The organism is Serratia sp. CY83965, from assembly GCF_052166375.1.
In the GTDB taxonomy this organism is placed as follows: Bacteria; Pseudomonadota; Gammaproteobacteria; order Enterobacterales; family Enterobacteriaceae; genus Serratia; species Serratia marcescens.
The window spans coordinates 870,796-890,646 of the sequence record NZ_JBJNOV010000001.1 but is presented as its reverse complement, the minus strand read 5'-3'; the positions used below and the strand labels follow the sequence as shown (position 1 = coordinate 890,646).

The 19,851-nt window shown below is 58.5% G+C and carries 15 protein-coding genes; 5 read left to right on the top strand and 10 right to left on the bottom strand.

Annotation, left to right across the window (positions count from 1 at the left end; all coding sequences use genetic code 11):
• Positions 1–218: 218 nt before the first annotated feature.
• From pncB to ACJ8PL_RS04325, 4 genes are all read left to right on the top strand, one after another.
• Complete coding sequence (gene pncB, locus ACJ8PL_RS04340; protein ID WP_028127363.1) at positions 219–1,424, top strand: nicotinate phosphoribosyltransferase; 1,206 nt, start codon at positions 219–221, stop codon at positions 1,422–1,424.
• Positions 1,425–1,638: 214 nt separating this feature from the next.
• Positions 1,639–3,039: an asparagine--tRNA ligase gene (asnS, locus tag ACJ8PL_RS04335; RefSeq protein WP_004928205.1), complete on the top strand. Its 1,401-nt coding sequence runs from the start codon at positions 1,639–1,641 to the stop codon at positions 3,037–3,039.
• 301 nt (positions 3,040–3,340) lie between these two features.
• Positions 3,341–4,468 (top strand): porin OmpC, encoded by a 1,128-nt coding sequence (gene ompC / locus ACJ8PL_RS04330; protein WP_015377340.1) that lies wholly within the window; start codon positions 3,341–3,343, stop codon positions 4,466–4,468.
• 245 nt (positions 4,469–4,713) lie between these two features.
• Positions 4,714–5,904 (top strand): amino acid aminotransferase, encoded by a 1,191-nt coding sequence (locus ACJ8PL_RS04325; RefSeq protein ID WP_033640808.1) that lies wholly within the window; start codon positions 4,714–4,716, stop codon positions 5,902–5,904.
• A 77-nt stretch (positions 5,905–5,981) separates the two neighbouring features.
• On the opposite strand, the gene ACJ8PL_RS04320 is transcribed toward ACJ8PL_RS04325, so the two are convergent.
• The 7 genes from ACJ8PL_RS04320 to cmoM all read right to left on the bottom strand — a co-directional run bounded on the left by ACJ8PL_RS04320 (position 5,982) and on the right by cmoM (position 16,711).
• The gene (locus tag ACJ8PL_RS04320) at positions 5,982–6,629 is read right to left on the bottom strand and encodes an MBL fold metallo-hydrolase (protein ID WP_048796528.1); all 648 of its coding nucleotides are present in this window, start codon (positions 6,627–6,629) and stop codon (positions 5,982–5,984) included.
• 64 nt (positions 6,630–6,693) lie between these two features.
• Entirely contained in the window at positions 6,694–7,242 is a 549-nt protein-coding gene (locus tag ACJ8PL_RS04315) for a YcbK family protein (RefSeq protein ID WP_004928217.1), read from the bottom strand.
• 180 nt (positions 7,243–7,422) lie between these two features.
• Positions 7,423–9,231 (bottom strand): L,D-transpeptidase, encoded by a 1,809-nt coding sequence (gene ldtD / locus ACJ8PL_RS04310; protein WP_028127364.1) that lies wholly within the window; start codon positions 9,229–9,231, stop codon positions 7,423–7,425.
• 221 nt (positions 9,232–9,452) lie between these two features.
• Complete coding sequence (gene mukB, locus ACJ8PL_RS04305; RefSeq protein ID WP_016928310.1) at positions 9,453–13,901, bottom strand: chromosome partition protein MukB; 4,449 nt, start codon at positions 13,899–13,901, stop codon at positions 9,453–9,455.
• Positions 13,898–14,626 (bottom strand): chromosome partition protein MukE, encoded by a 729-nt coding sequence (gene mukE, locus ACJ8PL_RS04300; RefSeq protein ID WP_004928226.1) that lies wholly within the window; start codon positions 14,624–14,626, stop codon positions 13,898–13,900. The genes mukB and mukE overlap by 4 nt, the downstream gene beginning before the upstream one ends.
• Positions 14,607–15,929 carry a chromosome partition protein MukF gene (gene mukF / locus ACJ8PL_RS04295; RefSeq protein WP_004928228.1) on the bottom strand — a complete coding sequence of 441 codons (1,323 nt, stop codon included), beginning with the start codon at positions 15,927–15,929 and terminating at the stop codon, positions 14,607–14,609. Before mukF ends, mukE begins: the two co-directional genes overlap by 20 nt.
• Positions 15,926–16,711, bottom strand: a complete 786-nt coding sequence (gene cmoM, locus ACJ8PL_RS04290; RefSeq protein ID WP_016928312.1) for a tRNA uridine 5-oxyacetic acid(34) methyltransferase CmoM — start codon at positions 16,709–16,711, stop codon at positions 15,926–15,928. The genes mukF and cmoM overlap by 4 nt, the downstream gene beginning before the upstream one ends.
• A 152-nt stretch (positions 16,712–16,863) precedes the next feature.
• On the opposite strand from cmoM, the gene elyC reads away from it, so the two are divergent.
• The gene (elyC, locus tag ACJ8PL_RS04285) at positions 16,864–17,637 is read left to right on the top strand and encodes an envelope biogenesis factor ElyC (RefSeq protein WP_015377333.1); all 774 of its coding nucleotides are present in this window, start codon (positions 16,864–16,866) and stop codon (positions 17,635–17,637) included.
• Positions 17,638–17,644: 7 nt separating this feature from the next.
• Here elyC and ACJ8PL_RS04280 read toward each other — a convergent pair whose 3' ends face one another.
• From ACJ8PL_RS04280 to ACJ8PL_RS04270, 3 genes are all read right to left on the bottom strand, one after another.
• Positions 17,645–18,541 (bottom strand): YcbJ family phosphotransferase, encoded by an 897-nt coding sequence (locus ACJ8PL_RS04280; RefSeq protein ID WP_016928313.1) that lies wholly within the window; start codon positions 18,539–18,541, stop codon positions 17,645–17,647.
• A 150-nt stretch (positions 18,542–18,691) separates the two neighbouring features.
• Complete coding sequence (gene kdsB, locus ACJ8PL_RS04275; RefSeq protein ID WP_004928235.1) at positions 18,692–19,441, bottom strand: 3-deoxy-manno-octulosonate cytidylyltransferase; 750 nt, start codon at positions 19,439–19,441, stop codon at positions 18,692–18,694.
• Positions 19,438–19,620, bottom strand: coding sequence for a Trm112 family protein (locus ACJ8PL_RS04270; protein WP_004928237.1), 183 nt, complete (start codon positions 19,618–19,620; stop codon positions 19,438–19,440). Before ACJ8PL_RS04270 ends, kdsB begins: the two co-directional genes overlap by 4 nt.
• Positions 19,621–19,851 lie beyond the last annotated feature (231 nt).

Sequence of the window (19,851 nt, the reverse complement as noted above, 5' to 3'; positions counted from 1 at the left end):
ACTAATTAGGCTAAGTCATTCACCTTACAGGCATATCTGGCTTTTTTTCCTCCCCGCCGCTATCCGGCTGCCATAAAGGCACGTTTAATCCTCGACCCGCTTCGGTGATTTATGGTGTGATGCAGCTTCAATAACAGGATAATCCGGGTATACTCCACCCCCACTTTTATGATTATCCGGATTTGGACACGCGCCTGACGAGGATGCTGTAACGCGCTATGACTCAATACGCTTCCCCGATTTTGACATCACTGCTTGATACCGATGCTTATAAGCTTCATATGCAGCAAGCAGTGTTCCATCGCTATCCCGCGATCAGCGTGGCGGCGGAATTCCGCTGCCGCGGCGACGAACTGCTGGGCGAATATGCCGACGAGATCCGCGCGCAGGTGGCGCTGATGAGCCGGCTGGCGCTAACCGACGCCGAATTCGCTTATCTTTCGGGCCTGCCCTTCTTCCGTCAAGATTACCTGAACTGGCTGCGCACGTTCCGCTACGATCCGCAGCAGGTCACCATCGACAACCGCGACGGCAAGCTGCACATCCGCATCGCCGGCCCCTGGCGTGAAGTGATCATGTGGGAAGTGCCGTTGCTGGCGGTGATCAGCGAAGTAGTGCACCGCCGGCGCTCGCCGCTGGCGACGCCGGAACAGGCGGTGGCGCATCTGCAAACCAAGCTGGCGCAGTTCAAGACGTTGGCGGGCGATCTGGATCTTTCACGCTTCAAGTTGATGGACTTCGGCACCCGCCGCCGTTTCTCTCAGGGCGTGCAACAGGCCATCGTCAGCACATTGCAGGCCGAATTCCCGTACCTGTCGGGCACCAGCAATTACGATCTGGCGCACCAGCTGGGTCTGGCGCCGGTCGGCACGCAGGCGCATGAGTGGTTCCAGGCGCATCAGCAGATAAGCCCGGTGCTGGCCAACAGCCAGCGCGCCGCATTGCAGGCCTGGCTGGATGAATATCCGGACCAGCTTGGCATAGCGCTCACCGACTGCATCACCATGGATGCCTTCCTGCGCGACTTCGGCCCGCAGTTCGCCGAGCGTTATCAGGGGCTTCGCCACGATTCGGGCGATCCCGTCGAGTGGGGTGAAAAGGCCATTGCCCACTATCAGAAACTGGGCATCGACCCACTGAGCAAAACGCTGGTGTTCTCGGACAACCTGGATCTGGAAAAAGCGCTGGCGCTCTATCGCCATTTCTACCAGCGCATTAATCTCGGCTTCGGCATCGGCACGCGCCTGACCTGCGATATTCCCGGCGTTAAGCCGTTAAATATCGTGATCAAGCTGGTCGAGTGCAAAGGCAAGCCGGTGGCCAAGCTCTCCGACAGCCCCGGCAAGACCATCTGCCAGGACCAGGCGTTCGTCAGGGCTCTGCGCAAGGCCTTCGATCTGCCGCTGGTGAAGAAAGCCAGCTGAGCCTTCTTTATATAAAGAGAGAAAGCCGGCCCGGTTCTCGCGCCGGCTTTTTGTTTTTATCCCGAACGCCCTCTTTTCAGTCAGCCGCGATAAATGTTGCGCCAATCCGATGATTTCTGCTTGTGCTCTGCACCGCGGCAAGTAACATAGCCATTACCCCCATATTCTTGGGTTGTAAGCTATTTCTAAACCAAATTATTAAAGAGAGAAATCTATGAGCGTAGTGCCTGTAGTCGACGTACTGCAAGGTCGTGCTGCGGTTGACAGTGAAGTCACCGTACGCGGCTGGGTACGTACCCGGAGAGATTCAAAAGCTGGTATCTCCTTCCTGGCCGTCTATGACGGTTCCTGCTTTGATCCGTTACAGGCCGTCGTTAATAATTCTCTGCCGAATTATCAAGATGAAGTGCTGCACCTGACCACCGGCTGTTCGGTCGAAGTTACCGGCAAGGTCGTCGCTTCACCGGGCGAAGGCCAGAGCTTCGAGCTGCAGGCCACCGCGATCAAAGTGGTCGGCTGGGTCGACGATCCGGACACTTACCCGATGGCGGCCAAACGTCACAGCATCGAATACCTGCGCGAAGTGGCCCACCTGCGCCCGCGCACCAACCTGATCGGCGCCGTGGCGCGCGTGCGTCATACGCTAGCGCAGGCGATCCACCGCTTCTTCCATGAAAATGGCTATTTCTGGGTGTCCACCCCGCTGATCACCGCCTCAGACACCGAAGGCGCCGGCGAGATGTTTCGCGTGTCCACGCTGGACCTGGAAAACCTGCCGCGCACCGACAAGGGCGCTGTCGACTTCAGCGAAGACTTCTTCGGTAAGGAAGCCTTCCTTACCGTTTCCGGCCAGCTGAACGGCGAAACCTACGCCTGCGCGCTGTCGAAGGTTTACACCTTCGGCCCAACCTTCCGCGCCGAAAACTCCAACACCAGCCGCCACCTGGCGGAATTCTGGATGATCGAGCCGGAAGTGGCCTTCGCGACGCTGGACGATGTCGCCGGCCTGGCCGAAAGCATGCTGAAGTATGTGTTCCAGGCGGTGCTGGATGAACGTGCAGACGATCTGAAATTCTTCGCCGAGCGCGTGGATAAAGACGCTATCGCGCGTCTGGAGCGCTTCGTCTCTTCCGATTTCGCCCAGGTAGACTACACCGACGCCATTGAGATCCTGCTGGCCTCGGGCCAAACCTTCGAAAACCCGGTCTCCTGGGGTATCGATCTCTCTTCCGAACATGAGCGTTATCTGGCGGAGAAACACTTCCAGGCGCCGGTGGTGGTGAAAAACTACCCGAAAGACATCAAGGCGTTCTACATGCGCATGAACGAAGACGGCAAAACCGTCGCGGCCATGGACGTGCTGGCGCCGGGCATCGGTGAAATCATCGGTGGTTCTCAGCGTGAAGAACGCCTCGACGTGCTCGATCAGCGTCTGGAAGAGATGGGCCTGAATAAGGAAGACTACTGGTGGTATCGCGATCTGCGTCGTTACGGCACCGTGCCGCATTCCGGTTTCGGCCTGGGCTTTGAACGTTTAATCGCCTATGTCACCGGCGTGCAAAACGTGCGCGATGTGATCCCGTTCCCACGCACACCACGTAACGCAAGCTTCTAATTCATACGATCACACGTTTTTTAAACGATTTCGTTACAAAACAAAGGCCAGCCTCGCTGGCCTTTCGCATTTTTTAATATTGACGCACGTCACAAAGTTCCCGAAAAATTACATTTAGTTACACATACTTTCCTTTTGCAACCTCATTGCGACATTGGTATCATTTTCGTCCTAGATTAACCCGCCTGTGAATGGAACACTGCGTTCAGACACAGGACGACACCAATCTATCTACAATAGTTCCCAAGGAATTATTGGCGGCAGTGGCAAAGGTGTCCGAATAACACCAATGAGGGTAATAATGATGAAGCGCAACATTCTTGCAGTGGTTATCCCGGCTCTGTTGGCTGCTGGTGCAGCAAACGCAGCTGAAATCTACAACAAAGACGGCAACAAGCTGGATCTGTACGGCAAAGTTGACGGTCTGCACTACTTCTCCGACGACAAAGGTAACGACGGCGATCAGACCTATGTTCGTTTCGGCTTCAAAGGTGAAACTCAGATTACTGACCAACTGACCGGTTACGGCCAGTGGGAATACAACGTCCAGGCTAACCACTCCGAATCTCAGGGCACCGAAGGCACCAAAACCCGTCTGGGCTTCGCGGGTCTGAAATTCGCTGACTACGGCTCCTTCGACTACGGCCGTAACTACGGCGTACTGTACGACGTGGAAGGCTGGACCGATATGCTGCCAGAGTTCGGTGGCGATACTTACACCTACACCGACAACTTCATGACCGGCCGTACCAACGGCGTTGCGACCTATCGTAACAACAACTTCTTCGGTCTGGTTGACGGTCTGAACTTCGCCGTTCAGTACCAGGGCAAAAACCAGAACGACGGCCGTAACGTCAAGAAACAAAACGGCGACGGCTGGGGCATCTCCTCTACTTATGACATCGGCGAAGGCGTAAGCTTCGGCGCTGCATACGCGTCTTCTAACCGTACCGACGACCAGAAACTGCGTTCCAACGAGCGTGGCGACAAGGCTGACGCATGGACCGTAGGTGCGAAATACGACGCCAACAACGTTTACCTGGCGGCGATGTACGCAGAAACCCGTAACATGACCCCGTTCGGCGGCGGTAACTTCGGTGCAGGCTGTGCAGCTACCGATGACAAGTGCGGCGGCTTCGCGAGCAAAACTCAGAACTTCGAAGTGACTGCTCAGTACCAGTTCGACTTCGGTCTGCGTCCAGAAGTATCTTACCTGCAATCTAAAGGTAAAAACCTGAACGTTCCTGGCGTGGGTTCTGACCAGGATCTGGTTAAATATGTTTCTGTTGGTACCACTTACTACTTCAACAAGAACATGTCCACCTACGTTGATTACAAAATCAACCTGCTGGATGACAACGAGTTCACCAAAGCAACCGGCACCGCTACCGACGATATCGTAGCTGTTGGTCTGGTATACCAGTTCTAAGTTGTCTCGCTTAACGGCGGTTCACCGTCGGCTAAGTTAAAAAAACAGGGCTTCGGCCCTGTTTTTATTTGTGTCTTCCGGTAACGTTTTATCCTGCAGATTTCCCCTTCCCCCTCATTTTTTCTGTCGAATCCTTCCCGTTCACAAGATCGCGGTGTTTTTATCGCAAACGGTTGGCAAAGCCGATAACTGGCGCTACCCTGATGCTTCTGTCTGCTTAACTCCGAGATTTGGAAGCACCTGACATGTTTGAAAAAATCACCGCCGCACCCGCCGACCCGATCCTGGGCCTGACCGACATTTTCCGCGCCGACGCCCGCCCGAATAAAATCAATTTAGGCATTGGCGTTTATAAAGACGAAACCGGCAAAACCCCGGTGCTGACCAGCGTAAAAAAAGCTGAACAGTATCTGCTGGAAAACGAGACCACCAAAAACTATCTCGGCATTGAAGGCATCCCGGCGTTTGCCAGCTGCACGCAAGAGCTGCTGTTCGGTAAAGAGAGCCCGATCGTCACCAATCGTCGCGCGCGCACCGCGCAGACGCCAGGCGGCACCGGCGGCCTGCGCGTGGCGGCAGACTTTATCGCCAACCAGACCAGCGCCAAGCGCATCTGGATCAGCAACCCAAGCTGGCCGAACCACAAGAACGTCTTTAGCGCCGTTGGCCTGGAAGTGCTGGAGTACGCCTACTACGACGCTGCCAACCACGCGCTGGATTTTGACGGCCTGCTGAACAGTCTGAAACAGGCTCAGGCCGGGGATGTCGTGTTGTTCCACGGCTGCTGCCATAACCCGACCGGTATCGATCCAACGGCGGAACAGTGGGCACAACTGGCTGAGCTTTCCGTCGCCAATGGCTGGCTGCCGCTGTTCGACTTCGCCTACCAGGGCTTCGCCAACGGTCTGGAAGAGGATGCGCAGGGTCTGCGTATTTTCGCCGCCAAACATCAAGAGCTGATCGTCGCCAGCTCCTACTCGAAAAACTTCGGCCTGTACAATGAGCGCGTCGGCGCTTGCACCATTGTAGCTGCCGATGCCGAAACCGCCGATCGCGCCTTCAGCCAAGTGAAGGCGGCCATTCGTGCCAACTACTCCAACCCGCCGTCACACGGCGCGGCCGTTGTCGCCACCATTCTGGGCAACGACGCCCTGCGCGCGATGTGGGAGCAGGAGCTGACCGACATGCGCCAGCGCATTCACCGCATGCGTCAGCTGTTCGTGAACACCCTGCAGGAGAAAGGCGCACAACAGGACTTCAGCTTCATCATCCAGCAGAACGGCATGTTCTCATTCAGCGGCCTGACCAAAGAACAGGTGCTGCGTCTGCGTGAAGAGTTCGGCGTATACGCCGTGAACTCGGGCCGGGTGAACGTGGCCGGCATGACCCCGGACAACATGGCGCCGCTGTGTGAAGCCATCGTCGCCGTGCTCTAAAAGCATCGACGCAGGTCATAAATCATAAAAAAAGGGCGCTCTATGCGCCCTTGATTATTTCGGCCGGGAAATAATCGTTACCACACCGCCGGCTCTTCGCGCAGGAACGGGTTGGTCTGGCGCTCGTGGCCAAAGGTCGACATCGGGCCGTGGCCGGGAATAAAGCGCATATCGTCGCCCAATGGCAGCAGCTTGGTGCGAATAGAGGCGATCAACGCCTGATGATCACCGCGCGGGAAGTCGCTGCGCCCCACGCCGCCGTTAAACAGCACGTCGCCGACCAGCGCCAAACGCGCCTGCTCATTGATAAAGACAATGTGGCCTGGTGTGTGCCCGGGGCAGTGCAGCACCTTGAGCGTCATTTCGCCCACCTGCATCTCATCGCCTTCCGACAGCCAACGAGTCGGGGTCAGCGGCGCACACTCCTCCAGCCCGAACATCCGGCTCTGCGCCGGCAAACCATCCAGCCAAAAAGCGTCCTCTTTATCCGGGCCGTAAATCGGCACCTGATAATGGTCCGCCAGCTCCGCCGCCGCGCCGACGTGATCCAAATGGCCGTGCGTCAGCAAAATCTGCGTGATTGTCACACCCTGCTTCGCCACTTCCGCTTTGATTTTTTCCGCTTCGCCGCCGGGATCAACCAACGCCGCCTGCTGTGTGTTTTCACACCAGATCAGGCTGCAGTTCTGGCTAAAGGCGGTAACGGGAATAAGATGGTATTTCATAAGGCTCCAACGACAATAACGCCGCCTCTGCAAGGAGCAGCGTTATTCACTGAGGGCACCGCGATTACCAGCTCCGAACCGGGCCGGTATCGATGTGCACGAAGTTGCTACGTGGGTAATATCCTACACCACCGGCGCGCATTTTTAACGCCGCTTTACGGATATTACTCAATTGGATACCTTCAATGTGGAAATCCATCGCCTGGCCCTTGGTATGGTAGCTGTGCTTGGCCACGCCGCGGCTGTGTGCGCGCAATTCGTTGTTGGTATCTACGGAGCGGTAACCGGAGATCAGCTGCACCGGCTTGCTGGTGCCCAGCAGCCCCTGCAGGCGATAGAGGTGATCAAACAAGCTGGGATCGATCGATTTAACCTTGTTGGCGCGATAATCGCGGAACAGATGATTTAGCCGAACCAACTCTTCTTTATTGTAGCCTTTGCCGTCAAAGAACTCGGCTTTAATAGATTCACCGGTATTCAGGTTATTCAGCACTAAAATACGCGGTCGAGCGGTGGAAAGACTGGCAAATGCCTGCCCTGGAAGCAGCGCTATGCCCATAGCGGCGCCACCTAGCGCCAGCCATTTACGGCGATGATGATCAATTTTGTCCATGACTCTGTTAAACCCGGCAAGAATGTCAAAATAAATGCACAAAGCAGCGCACTGTCCGAACCATAACCGCCTGCGTATGCTGAGTCAACCCGCGATACGCCTAGGTTTACAGGCCCCCGCCTACGAGGGCCTGCGGTATAGCCAAACATTCTGACCGTTATTTATTTATAATTACTGCATTTACTGCATTAATTTTTTGGCCTGAGCCAAAATTTGTGCGCCCGATCTCACCGTATTATCATAATTGTAAATATCTGTACGGAATTGCGGTTGGCCATCATCCGAAACCCAGGCGGTCAGATAATACAGTTTTACGGGAATACGCTGGCGAATATTCACATAAGTGGTATTGCCTTCTTTCAGCGTGGAGGAAACGCGGCTATTGTTCCAGCCGGCATCCTGCAGCAGCATATTCGCCAAATCGGAAGCCTTGTTCACCCGCACGCAGCCGGAGCTGAGCGCGCGGATGTCTTTCTGGAACAGGCTGTGGTTCGGGGTATCGTGCAGGTAAATGGCATCCGAGCTCGGCATATTGAACTTGAAACGCCCCAGCGAGTTGGTGGCGCCCGGCGCCTGGCGCACGCGATACGGGAAGTTGCGCGCAGAAACCATGCTCCAGTCGATCATCGCCGGGTTGATCACTTCCGCATCGTTGCTCCAGCCTGACAGCACGGTATAGCCGTGTTTCTGGAAATAGTTACCGTCGCGCATCGCCTTCGGCACGATATCCTCACGCACCAGCGTGGTCGGCACGTTCCAAGGCGGGTTGACCACCACGTTATTCAATGCGCTGCTCATCAACGGCGTCTTGCGGCTTGGCCGCCCGACGATAACGCGGGAGGACAACACTTCGTTGCCGTTCTGATAGTAGGTCAGCGAGTAGTTGGGAATGTTCACCATAATGCCGGTGCCGACATGCCCCGGCAAGATGCGCAAGCGCTGGATATTCAGCGCCAACAGCGCGGCGCGGGTTTTCGGTGACACGTTGAGCCACTCGCGGGTGCGCACGCCGATCACGCCGTCCGCCGTCAACCCCTGCCATTTCTGGAAACGCTTGACGCCCTCCACCAGCTCGTTGGTATAGAGGTTGTCGCTCACCACGCTGCCGATCTGCGGCGGCGTCTGTTCCGCGGTCAACTCCGTCACCGGCGCCGCCGATGGGCTGACCGTCACACGGCTTTTCTCTTCGTCTACCGTCAGCCCGCCGTCGTCGGGTTCATTGCTCTTCGCCGAAACCACCGCCGGTTCCGGCTCCGCTTCCGGCGCCGAGGCGGCCAGCATGCCGGTGCGCGTCAGGATCTCACGCAGCGCCGGGATATCGTTGCTCATTTGGCCAGGGCGCAGGCTCGGGCCACTGCCCACCTGCGGCCAGGGGCGGTTGTCCGCCAGCATGTCACGCAGCGCCTGATGCATCTTGGCATATTGCGGATGCTGCGGCGCGAGCGAATTTACGTAGCTCAGGGTTCGCGCCTGGCGCACCGCCAGCTGCCATTGATTGATCACCGCCGTGGGCGGCAAACCAAGCTTGTAGGGAATATTGCTGTACAGCCAGTTGTTGCCGTTGGCGCCGATGGCGGATACAAACTGCAAATAACCCAGCATCGCATCGGACAGCACCGCATCGCGGCCCGCTTCACTGAGCGCCGGATCGGTCAACATCTTCACCCACTGGGTGAACTGCGGCTGCACGCCGGACATCGCCAGTTCGGCCAGCTGCTGTTGAAACTGCTGAACGGCCTCGCGATCCTGCCACATCGGCTGCATATGATTCGCCGCATACAGCGGCGCCAGCGTGGAAAGGTAGTGCAGATCCATACCGCGCGGCAACGCGGCCAGCAGTTCAGAACGACTCTGCGCAACGGACATGCCTGCTGTTGCCACCGGTAACGCCGTTACGGTGGCCAAGGCGGAAAACGACGACACAAGACTACAGGCGATAGCGCCACTCAGCGCCAAACGTCGTAGAGAGTTTCCCTTTTTAAGCAACATCCCTTGCCCCCTGTATGCTCACAAAAAAAAACGTCAAAAATTGCATATAGTTTCAGTATACAAACAGAAAGGCCGTTTCGCCCTACGGGCGTCGAATAACTGTTTATCTGATTAAACTAACCGCTTTTCAACGGATAAAAAAGCAGGACTATCATCCACGCGCACAAAAAAATAGCCACCCTGCGGCGGCTATTTTCGGATTTTTAGGGCGTTTTTCTGCGTTATGGCGTTTCAACCGGCGCAGTGCCCAGCGCCGGCGGCTCGCCGGCGAAACCGCGCAGCCCCACCACGTGCACATGCTCGTGGTTCTGGAACACCTTACGCACCAGTTTATAGGTGGTGCCCTTCTCCGGACTGATGTTTTCCGGCGCCGCGATGATCAGCTGCATCTCCAGACGATCGCACAGTTCGAACAGCGTGGCGATCGACTTGGCATCCAGACGCGCCGCTTCATCGAGGAACAGCAGGCGACACGGCGAGATATCTTTACCGCGCAGGCGGCGGGATTCTTCTTCCCAGCTCTGCACCACCATCACCAGGATTGACATCCCGGTACCGATGGCTTCACCGGTAGACAACGCGCCGCTTTCCGCACGCAGCCAGCCGTCGGAACCACGGTACACCTCAACTTCCATTTCCAGGTAGTTGCGGTAGTCCAGCAACTCCTCGCCGATGGTCTGCGGCGTGCGCTGCCCCATGTCGATCTGCGGATTCAGGCGCTGATACAGCTTGGCCAGCGCTTCGGAGAAGGTCAGGCGGTTGCTGTTGAACAGATCCTGATGCTGTTCCTGCTGCTCGGAGAGCACATCCAGCAGAGTGGCATGCGCTTCGCGCACATTGACGTTCAGACGGACGCTCTTCACCTGGCCGAAGGCAACGGCCTGCAGCCCCTGGTTCAGCATGCGAATGCGGTTCTGTTCGCGCTGAATGGTTTTGCGAATGATGTTAGCCACGCTTTTCGAACTGATCGCCAGCTTCTGCTCGCGCGCTGTCAGCTCTTCGGTCAGACGGCCCAGCTCGATTTCCATCTGCTCGATGGCCTCGACCGGATCGTCGGTGCGGATGATGTCCTGACGGATACGCTCGCGCAGGTGTTGGTACACCGCGATATAGAACTGAATCTTACGCTCCGGCCGCTTCGGATCTTCCGACAGGCGCAGCACGTCGCGCAGGTGTTCGTTATCCGCCACCGCCAGACGCAGCGCGCCGAGCGCCTTATCCGACATCGAGCGCAGCTCGTCGCCATCCATATACGCCAGCTCGCGGCGGTGCAGGCGGCGTTCCACGCCGTTGTCTTTCACCAGGCGCATCACCGCGCACCACCCCGCCTTGGCGGTCACCACCTGCTCGCGCAGCTGATGATAGTCGCGTTCCAGCTTCCGCAGTTTCTTCTGCAGGCCGTCCATTTCGGCTTCGCAGAAGGTCAGCTGTTTCTCCAACTGATTGCGGCGAGCGCGGTTGTTGCTCAACGCCGCATGCAGCTCGTCGCGACGCGCGCGCGCGCGCGCTTCAGCGTTGGCGTCGGCCTGCACGCCGATATCCACCAGCTCCTGGCTCAGCTCTTTCAGCATGTCGCGCTTGGCGTCATACGAGCTTTTCAGCGAGGCCAGCACCTGGCTGTATTGGGTGAACTGGGTTTGATACTGACGCAGCTGCTCACGGGCGCGGGCGCGTTCGGCTTCCGCCTGCTCCAGACGCTGACGCAGCTTGTCGTTGAGATCGTTGTTGGCATTCTGCATGCCGGCGGAGTCGGTATAGCTGAAGTGCGCGCGACGCTGCACCACTTCTGTCAACGCGAACGCCTGCTGTTTAGCCTGACGCTGCACGCTTTGCGCCTGCGCATAGTCCTGCTGCAGCTGTTCATGCTGCTGCGGATCGCTCTGCAGCACTGACAGCAGCGGCTCCAGTTTGGTCAGTGACACCCCGTGCTGTTGAATGTGGCGCGCGGCGTCCTGCGCTTCTTCCAGCTCTTCGCGGATCTCATCGACGCGATCCTGCAGCGTTTCATCGTTCAGCAACGACACCAGCGGCATCAGGCGGTTGAGCGCGGAAATGCCCTCTTTGGCCTGGTCGTACTGCTGACGCTGCTGCTGATTCTGCGCTTCGTGATTGTTCAGCGCACGCTCGATCTCGCCACGACGGGCGTTCAGACCGCGGATCTCCGCTTCCGGATCGGCGTCGAACGCCACCGCCAGATGGGTGCCGATAAAGCGGCTGAAAGCCTGGTGCGAGCGCTGAGTTTTCTGCACGTCGAACGACAGCGTGGCGTAACGCTCCGCCAGCGTTTCACGCTCGGCATGCAGCACCTCCAGCCGGTTTTCGCGCGCCGCACGGCCGAACAACGGCACTTCCGGGTAGCGGGAATAACGCCACTGGCGATCGGCGATCTTCACCACCACCGCTTTGTCCTGTTCTTCGACGGCAAATACGCTGTCATCGAACGACTGCGGATCCCCTTCGATCAGGTAAAGATCTTCCGGGCAATCTTCCAGTCCTTCCAGCATCTCGCGCACCAGCGACAGATCCGGCACCACGATGGCGTGGCGCGAAGGGCCATACAGCGCCGAGAAGTAAGGTGCGTCATCAATAGTGACGTCATCGTAAATTTCCGACAGCAGCACGCCGCCGAAACGTTCGGCCAAGGTGACCAGGCGTTGATCTTCCGCGCCGCCCGGCTGGCTGAGGCGCTCGATCTGCGCTTCCACTTCGCGCTTGCGGGCCGCCACTTCGTCGCGCTCGACGGTAGTTTCACGCTCGCGCTCCAGCAGTTGCTGCATGTATTCGGTCACCTGCTGGCTGTTTTCCAGCGGCTCCCCGCTCTGATCGCTGAGCTGGCTCAGGGCATCCTGCGCCGCCAGCCACACTGGGGCGCGCGCCGTCAGCTCACGGATGCGCTGCTGGATCTGTTCCAGCTCCTGGCGCATCTCCATGCGGCGTTCGCCGGCTTCGCTGACGTTCTGCGACAGCGCTTCCAGGCGCTCTTCCAGCTCCTGCTGCAGCATGTCGAGATCGTCCGGCTGGTACTCTTGGCCATGGCGTTTGCAAAACTCTTGCAGCAGGCGCTCGGCGTCCTGCTGCGAGCGCAAGCGCTGCTCCAGTTCGCTCAGGCGCAGGCGCAGCGGCTGAACGCGCTCGGCTAAGTGCTGCTGCGAAGGCCAGTCGCGCAGCAATTCGCGCGCGCACTGCCAGGCTTCGCTGCGGCTGACCTGACCGGCGATTTTACCCACCAGCTGATAGGCCTGTTCGAACTGGCCGTGCGCGGCGTCGGCCACGCTCAGCTTCTGTTCCAGCATCAGCAGCGCTTCGGTCGCCTCCTGCTCGCGGGCCTGGAAGGTATCCAACCACTGTTCGGCATTATCGGCAGTCAGGTCCGGCAGTTGGCACAGCGCGCGCGCGCGCTCCAGTGCCTGCAGCGCCTGCTGGTACTGAATGGCGCGGGTCTGCTGCACATCGAGCGCCTGCTGGTAGTCGGCCAACTGGCTCTTCAGCTCATCCACTTCCAGCTCGGCCGCTTCGGCGCGCGCTTCGTTTTCGGCCTGTTGCTCGCTCGCCTCGGCTACCACTTCGTTCTGCTCTTCCAGACGGTAGGTCAGCTCTTCCAGATCGGCTTCATAGCGTTCGATCTTCTCCTGCTGACGCATGGCCGTCTGCACCAGATTCAAGTGGTCGCTGGCGGCCTGGTAATCGGTTTCCAGATCGGATTCAGCGCCGCTCTGTTCGCTCAGCTCGCGCGCCATTTCCACATGGCGATACTGTTCGGCGGCCAGCTGCTTGCGGCTGCCCAACAGATCGCTGCGCAGCGCCAGCGCGCCGTCCAGATGGATTCGGCGTTCGTTGGCATGACGCATATAGTCCGCCGCCACATAGGAGGTGGCCTCGGAGATCAGATGCTTGAACAGGTCGCGATCCGACTGGGTGACGCGGATCGCTTCCAGCGTCATGCGGTTTTCGCGCAGCGCCGCTTCCATGTCTTGGAACGCCTTGCGCACGCCGCTGTTTTCCGGCAGCAGGTAATCGCGCAGCGAGCGGGTGATGGCGCTGGAAATACCGCCGTACAGCGACGCCTCAATCAGACGGTAGAACTTGCTGCGATCGGCGGACGAACGCAGGCGTTTCGGGATCACGCCCAGATCGAACATCAGCGAGTGGTAATCGGTGATGGAGTTGAACTGCTTGAACTGCACGCCCTCCATCTCTTCCACGCGCTCTTTCAACTCTTGCAGCGACAGCACGCGCGCCTGGCGCTCACCCACGGTCTGGGTCAGCAATTCAGTCGGCTGTACCGCGGTCGGCAACCCCTGAATGGTGAACGGTTTGATATCGACCTTGCGATCGCGCCCCGCCACCTGCTGCAGACGCACGCCAACCACCACGCGCTGGTGGCGTGAGTTGACGACGTCAAGGGTGGAGTAACACACGCCGGCGCGCAGCTTGCCGTGCAGGCCTTTGTCGCGTGAGCCGCTGGTGGCGCCCGCTTCGGTGGTGTTACGGAAGTGCAGCAGCGTCAGGTCGGGGATCAGTGCGGTGACGAAGGCCGCCATGGTGGTGGATTTCCCCGCCCCGTTACCGCCGGACAGCGTGGTCACCAGCTCATCCAGATCAAAGGTGCGGGCGAAGAAGCCGTTCCAGTTAACCAGCGTCAACGAGCGAAATTTACCGCGTTCAATCATTCCTGTTCATCCTCTGCACCGTCAGGAGCGTTATCAACCTGCTGATCCTCAGCGTCATTCTCATCGTTCAGCGACAGGCTGGTTTCAACCGGCATCGCCTCGCCGTCGCGAATCATGCGCAGCTGCGCTTCACGCGGATCGTCGCCGCTGCGCACGTCGGCGCCGAAGCGGAACACCGCCTCGGTAATGCGGAACTTGCTGCTGTCATTGCCCATGAAATAGACCATGCCGAGGCGGCGCAGGCGGTTCAGGGAAGTGCGCACCTTTTCGTGCAGCTTCTGCCGATCGAGATCCGAACCGGTGGAGCGCTGGTTGACGAACTTCAGCAGCTTGTTCTCATCGGCCAGGCTCAGCAACTCGTCGTACAGCTCCTGATGACTGAAAATGCCTTCGTGCGCTAGGCGCTCGGGGCTGAGATACAGGTAGCACAAGATCTTACCCACCATCATATCCAGCTCGGACAGCACCGAACGCGGGATCAGCGTGGTGGAGCGCGGGCGCAAATAGAAGAAGCCTTCCGGCGCCCGAATCAGCTCGACGCTGTAACGGTTGTAAAATTCTTCCAGCTCATCCTGGAAATCCATTAAAAAGGCGTGGTTGTCCAGCTCATCGATACCGATGTGACGACCCGCGCGCAGTTGGCTGTCCAACGCCGGAAACAGCGAGTTGGACAGCGCCTTGGCCAGCTTGACTGGCATTACTTGTTCAATATTTGTCGATGACATGGGCCTGGACCTTGGCTCCGTAATCATTGATTGCCTGCCATTCCGCCGGCAACCCTGAGAAATCTGCTTCAGCCACACCGAGGCGAACAGCCTGGTCGACCACTAAACGTGCCACGTCGAAATGACGCGCACGCGGATATTGCGCCAGGTAATCGCGCATCACCGCCGCAAGGTTGAGCGGCATCTGCTGTTCCTGGTACACCTTCAGCGCCTCTTCGATCATCGCCGCCAGCTGTTCGCGAATCTCGCTGAACTCTTCGAATTCCAGATCCGGCGGCAGTTCCCCGGTCACTTCCTCGCTGCGCAGCGCCAGTTCTTCGTCGCGCATGTCCAGCAGACGATCGGCATTGGCATGGGTCAGCGCCCACGGGTGGTCGAAATAGGTTTGCACCGACTGACGCAGGCGCTGGGCGAACACGCGGTTTTTGTCCATATCGATAGCGGTACGGATAAATTTATGCACGTGGCGATCGTAGCCGATCCACAGGTCGATCGCCTGCTGGCCCCAGCTGATGATGCGATCCAGCTTGCTTTGCAGATCGAACACCAGCTTGTCGACGAAACCCAGCTCCACGTTGCCGAGGGTTGCGTCCTGGATGCGCAGCAGGTTGGCCTGCAGCTTATCGCCCGCCGCATCCAGCGTATCCTGCAGCTCGCGCAGGGTACCCGAGGTTTCCGACAACAGCATCTCGCAGCTGGAGATCGCCGCCCGCCAATCCTTGCTCAGCAGCGCCGCGATGTCGTTCTTCACGCTCTGCTGCTGCTCATCCATCACGCGTTGGGTCATGTCGATGCTGTCGAAGATTTCCGCCACCGAATATTTCAACGGCGCGAACACGTTGCGATGCCAATGGAAATCGTCGCCGCCCTCGTCGGCGGCATCAGCGGCGCGTTTGAGTTCCTGCGCCACGATCGACAGCTGCATCGACAAACGCAGCGTGGAGAATTCGCGTTGGCGAATATAGTAATCGGTAATGCCGATACCCAGCGGCGTCAGGCGGTAAATCGCGTTGCCGTCCGCCAGCTCGCTGGTAAAACGGTTCAACAGGCGCTGGCGCACCATGTCGTTAATCGCATTGTTGGCGCGCATCGCCACCGTTTCATGCGTCTGTTCAAAACCCTTGCTGACATGGCGAAATGCATCAACCAGCTCACCTTCGCTCATCTCGCCATCCAGTCGTTCGCCGTTCAGGGTGGCGATGGCGAGCAGAAATGCGAGACGCTCCGTAGGGAGCGAAATAGAGAAATCATTTTTCCGTGCCCAGGCGACCAGTTCGGGTACTGTCTGGGAAAATTCACTCATAGTTCGTCCTTCAGGTTTGGTTTATGCGCCATGACGTGAATATAGCGCCCCAAACTCACGTACGGCTCCTGCCGGCAATAGTGCTGTTCAAGCGCCAGTAACTCTTCAAATTTTTGTGTTTGCAGCTGTCTGCTCTGCAGATAGTCGTGGAACACCCGCACGCCGGTTTTGCCGCCGATGCGCATGCCCAGCAGTTCCAACCAACCGTAGACCAATAGCGGATCGTGCGGATATTGCGGCGACAGCGAACGCTTGCGGCGCCGTCTGACCTCGGGATCCACCAGTTGGAAATTACCCAACACCACGTTGCGCATCAAGAGGCCGTTGGCGTTGAAGAACATCAGCGACAGCGCGCCGCCCGGCGTCAGGCAGTCATACAACGCCTGCAGCGCCGCTTCGGGCTCGGCGATCCATTCAAGCACTGCATGAAACAATATCAGATCAACCGGCTGTTCCAAATGTTGAGCGATATCCTGCGCAGAACTTTGTACGAATTGCATGTTCTGGCTCACACCTTTCTGCTCCGCCAGCTGCGCGGCGCGCTGGATCATCTCACCAGAAAGATCGCACAACAACACCTGATGTCCTAATTCTGCCAGTTGGCAGGCCATATGGCCTTCACCGCCCCCGGCGTCGAGAATGCGCAGCGGCCGCTGCGGCAACTGCGCCAGCAGCCCGGTCAGATCCTGCCAAACCACCGCCTGGCGGATTTTTCCTTTCGTGGTGCCGTAAATATTACGCGCAAATTTTTCAGCAATATCGTCAAAATTACGATCCTGCATGGACAACGGCTCCGCTGATCTCAGTCTTGTCGGCGGCAAAGCGCACGCCCATTCAAACCTGCTATTTTGGCACAGACTGGCTTAGAATGTATCTTCTTGCGGCCTGTTTATACCTGGATGCCGATTTTTCACCCAAAAGGATCTGATTTTCGATGCTGTTCAACCTGAAAAAGTTCTTTGGCGCCCTGCTGATGCCACTGCCGCTGTTGATGCTGCTGATGGGGCTGGCGCTGCTGCTGCTGTGGTTCACCCGCTGGCAAAAAAGCGGTAAGACGATTTTCACGCTGAGCTGGCTGTTTTTACTGCTTTTCAGCCTGCAACCGGTGGCCGACCGGCTGCTGCGGCCGATCGAAGCCGAATACCAGACTTATCGCGGTAACGATCCGGTCAGCTACATCGTCGTGTTGGGCGGGGGCTATACCTACAATCCCGATTGGGCGCCCAGTTCAAACCTGCTCGGCAACAGTCTGCCGCGCGTCACGGAAGGCGTTCGGCTCTACCTTGCACATCCCGGCGCCAGGATGGTGTTCACCGGCGCGTCCGCCGGCCCCATGCAAAGCAACGCCGCCACTGCGGCGCTGGTGGCCGAAAGCCTGGGCGTGCCGCGCAGTGATATGGTGATCTTGGGGGAACCGCGCGATACCGAGCAAGAGGCCGCTCAGGTCGCCAAGTTGGTCGGCGAGCAGCCGTTCATTCTGGTGACCTCCGCCAACCATCTGCCGCGCGCCATGCGTTTCTTCAAGGCTAAGGGGCTGCATCCGATCCCGGCGCCGGCCAATCAGTTGGCTATCGACTCGCCGCTGAATATCTGGGATCGCGCCACACCGTCGTCAATGTTCCTCGGCCATACCGAGCGCGCCTGGTATGAAACGCTGGGTAGCCTGTGGCAATGGCTGAAGGGCGCAGATAGCGCCGGCGCAGAGTAAAGCCCGTTCAACCGGCCAGCCAGGGCAGCAGCTGTTGCGACGCATAGTCGAACGGCCGCCGCTCCAGCTTGCCGGTATGGATCAAACGCCCTACCGCTTCCCATACCGCATATAGCCAGCGCCGCGCCAGGAAAGCGTCGGCGACCGGCGCCCGCTGCAGATAGTTGAACAACAGCTGGCTGGGCATGCCCGCCTCGCAGAGGCGGAAAAGATCGTATTCGCGCGGCGCCCACAGCACTACGCCGGGGTTGAGCATCGCCAGCAGTTGATCGGTTTTGGGATCTTTCAACATGCTGCGCAGCGATAAGTTACCGTGCACCAGAACACAGGGATCATCGAAGCCGACGAAGAAATGGGTCAGCGTTTCACGCGTGCGGTACAGCAAACGCCGATCCGCCATGGTCAACTGCGGGGTGGTGAGATTGACCACCGTCGCCCACAACACTTCGACCCGCTGTTGATACCAGCAAAACCAGTCATTCTCCTGCGTGCTGTCAACGCTGCCGACGCTGCCGTGGCTGTCGATGCGGTGCCAGGCCAATATCCCGTCAACGATCTGCTCCATCAGCATATTCCAGCGATCCGGCGAGCGCGTCGGCGCCTCAGCCGACACGCCGCGCAGGCGCTCGAACAGCAGGATTTCCGTATACGGCGCCTGGTGGGTGCACACCACGCCATACACCGTAGGCAGGCGAATATCCCCGTCGCGCGCCAGCATCGACAGCTTGTACGCCTCCTGCTGGGCGATGCCCCGACAGATAAAGCTTTTCGCCATCAACGGGATCGCGTTGCCCTGCCGATCGTACAGTGAATACATATGCGCATAAGGCTGTTCGCTCACCCGCTCCAGCCGGCTGATGGACTCACCCAGCACAATGCTCAGTTCGGCGCGTAACTGCTCCATAAGGCATTCACCTCAGGCTAATTAGGGGGGATACGTAACATCATCAAACGGCGAGCGGAAAAATTCTTCAACGCAGATCAACAAAACGGGGATCAATAATGGGGGTGTTGCATCGTCGGCGCGTTGCGCGGCGCGCCGACGAAATCAGGCTCAAGGTTGAATGCTGTCGCGCACGCGCTGGAGGTCTTCCGGCGTATCGACCCCCACGCTCGGGATCGCTTTCGCGACCGCCACGTGGATCTTTTCACCGTACCACAGCACGCGCAGCTGTTCCAACAGCTCGATCTGCTCCAGCTGGCTCGGCGCCCAGCTGACGTAGCGGCGCACGAAGCCCGCGCGGTACGCGTAGATGCCGATATGACGCAGCAGGCTGTCGCCGATGCTCTCTTTCGACGCGGCGAAACGCTCGCGATCCCACGGAATCGTGGCGCGTGAGAAATAGAGCGCGTAGCCCTGCGCGTCCATCACAACCTTCACCGCGTTGGGGTTGAAAGCCTCTTCGGCGCTCTCGATCGGCACCGCCAGCGTCGCCATGCCGGCCTGGCTGCCCGCCAGGTTCTCCGCCACCTGCCGCACGATCACCGGTGGGATCAGCGGTTCGTCGCCCTGCACGTTAACGATGATCTGATCGTCGGCAAAGCCGTAGTGCGCGATCACTTCCGCCAGACGCTCGGTGCCGGAATGGTGATCCGGGCTGGTCATGCACACTTCGCCGCCGGCGGCTTCCACCGCTTTGGCGACTTCAGGATGATCGGTCGCCACGATGACGCGGCTGGCGCCGGACTCACGGGCACGCTCCATCACGTGCACCACCATCGGCTTGCCGTGAATATCGGCCAGCGGTTTGCCCGGCAAACGGGTTGAGGCGTAGCGGGCGGGAATAATGGCGATAAAACTCATGCGTGCTTCTCATCCAGCGACAGCGCACGCGCTTCATTTTCCAACAGTACCGGAATGCCGTCACGCAGCGGGTAAGCCAACCCGTCCGCTTTGCACACCAGCTCCTGGTTTTCTTTATTGAAATAGAGTTTGCCGTTGCATACCGGGCAGGCAACGATTTCGAGTAAACGGTGGTCCATGCATCCTCCGCTAGGGGATAGGTCATCTGGGAAAGGCAGTGAGGATAGCATAATGCCCGGCCTCAGGTTAATCATCGGCAGCGCCAACCCGCCGATATTTCCTCACTGCGTCAGCGTGACAGCTTGAACTGCGGCGCATCCCGGCGTAGAATTTTGTGATGAAAATCACAAAAGAAAGCAGTGATACATGATCAAACGTCTGCATAAAATCATCGCTCTGTTCGCTAACTT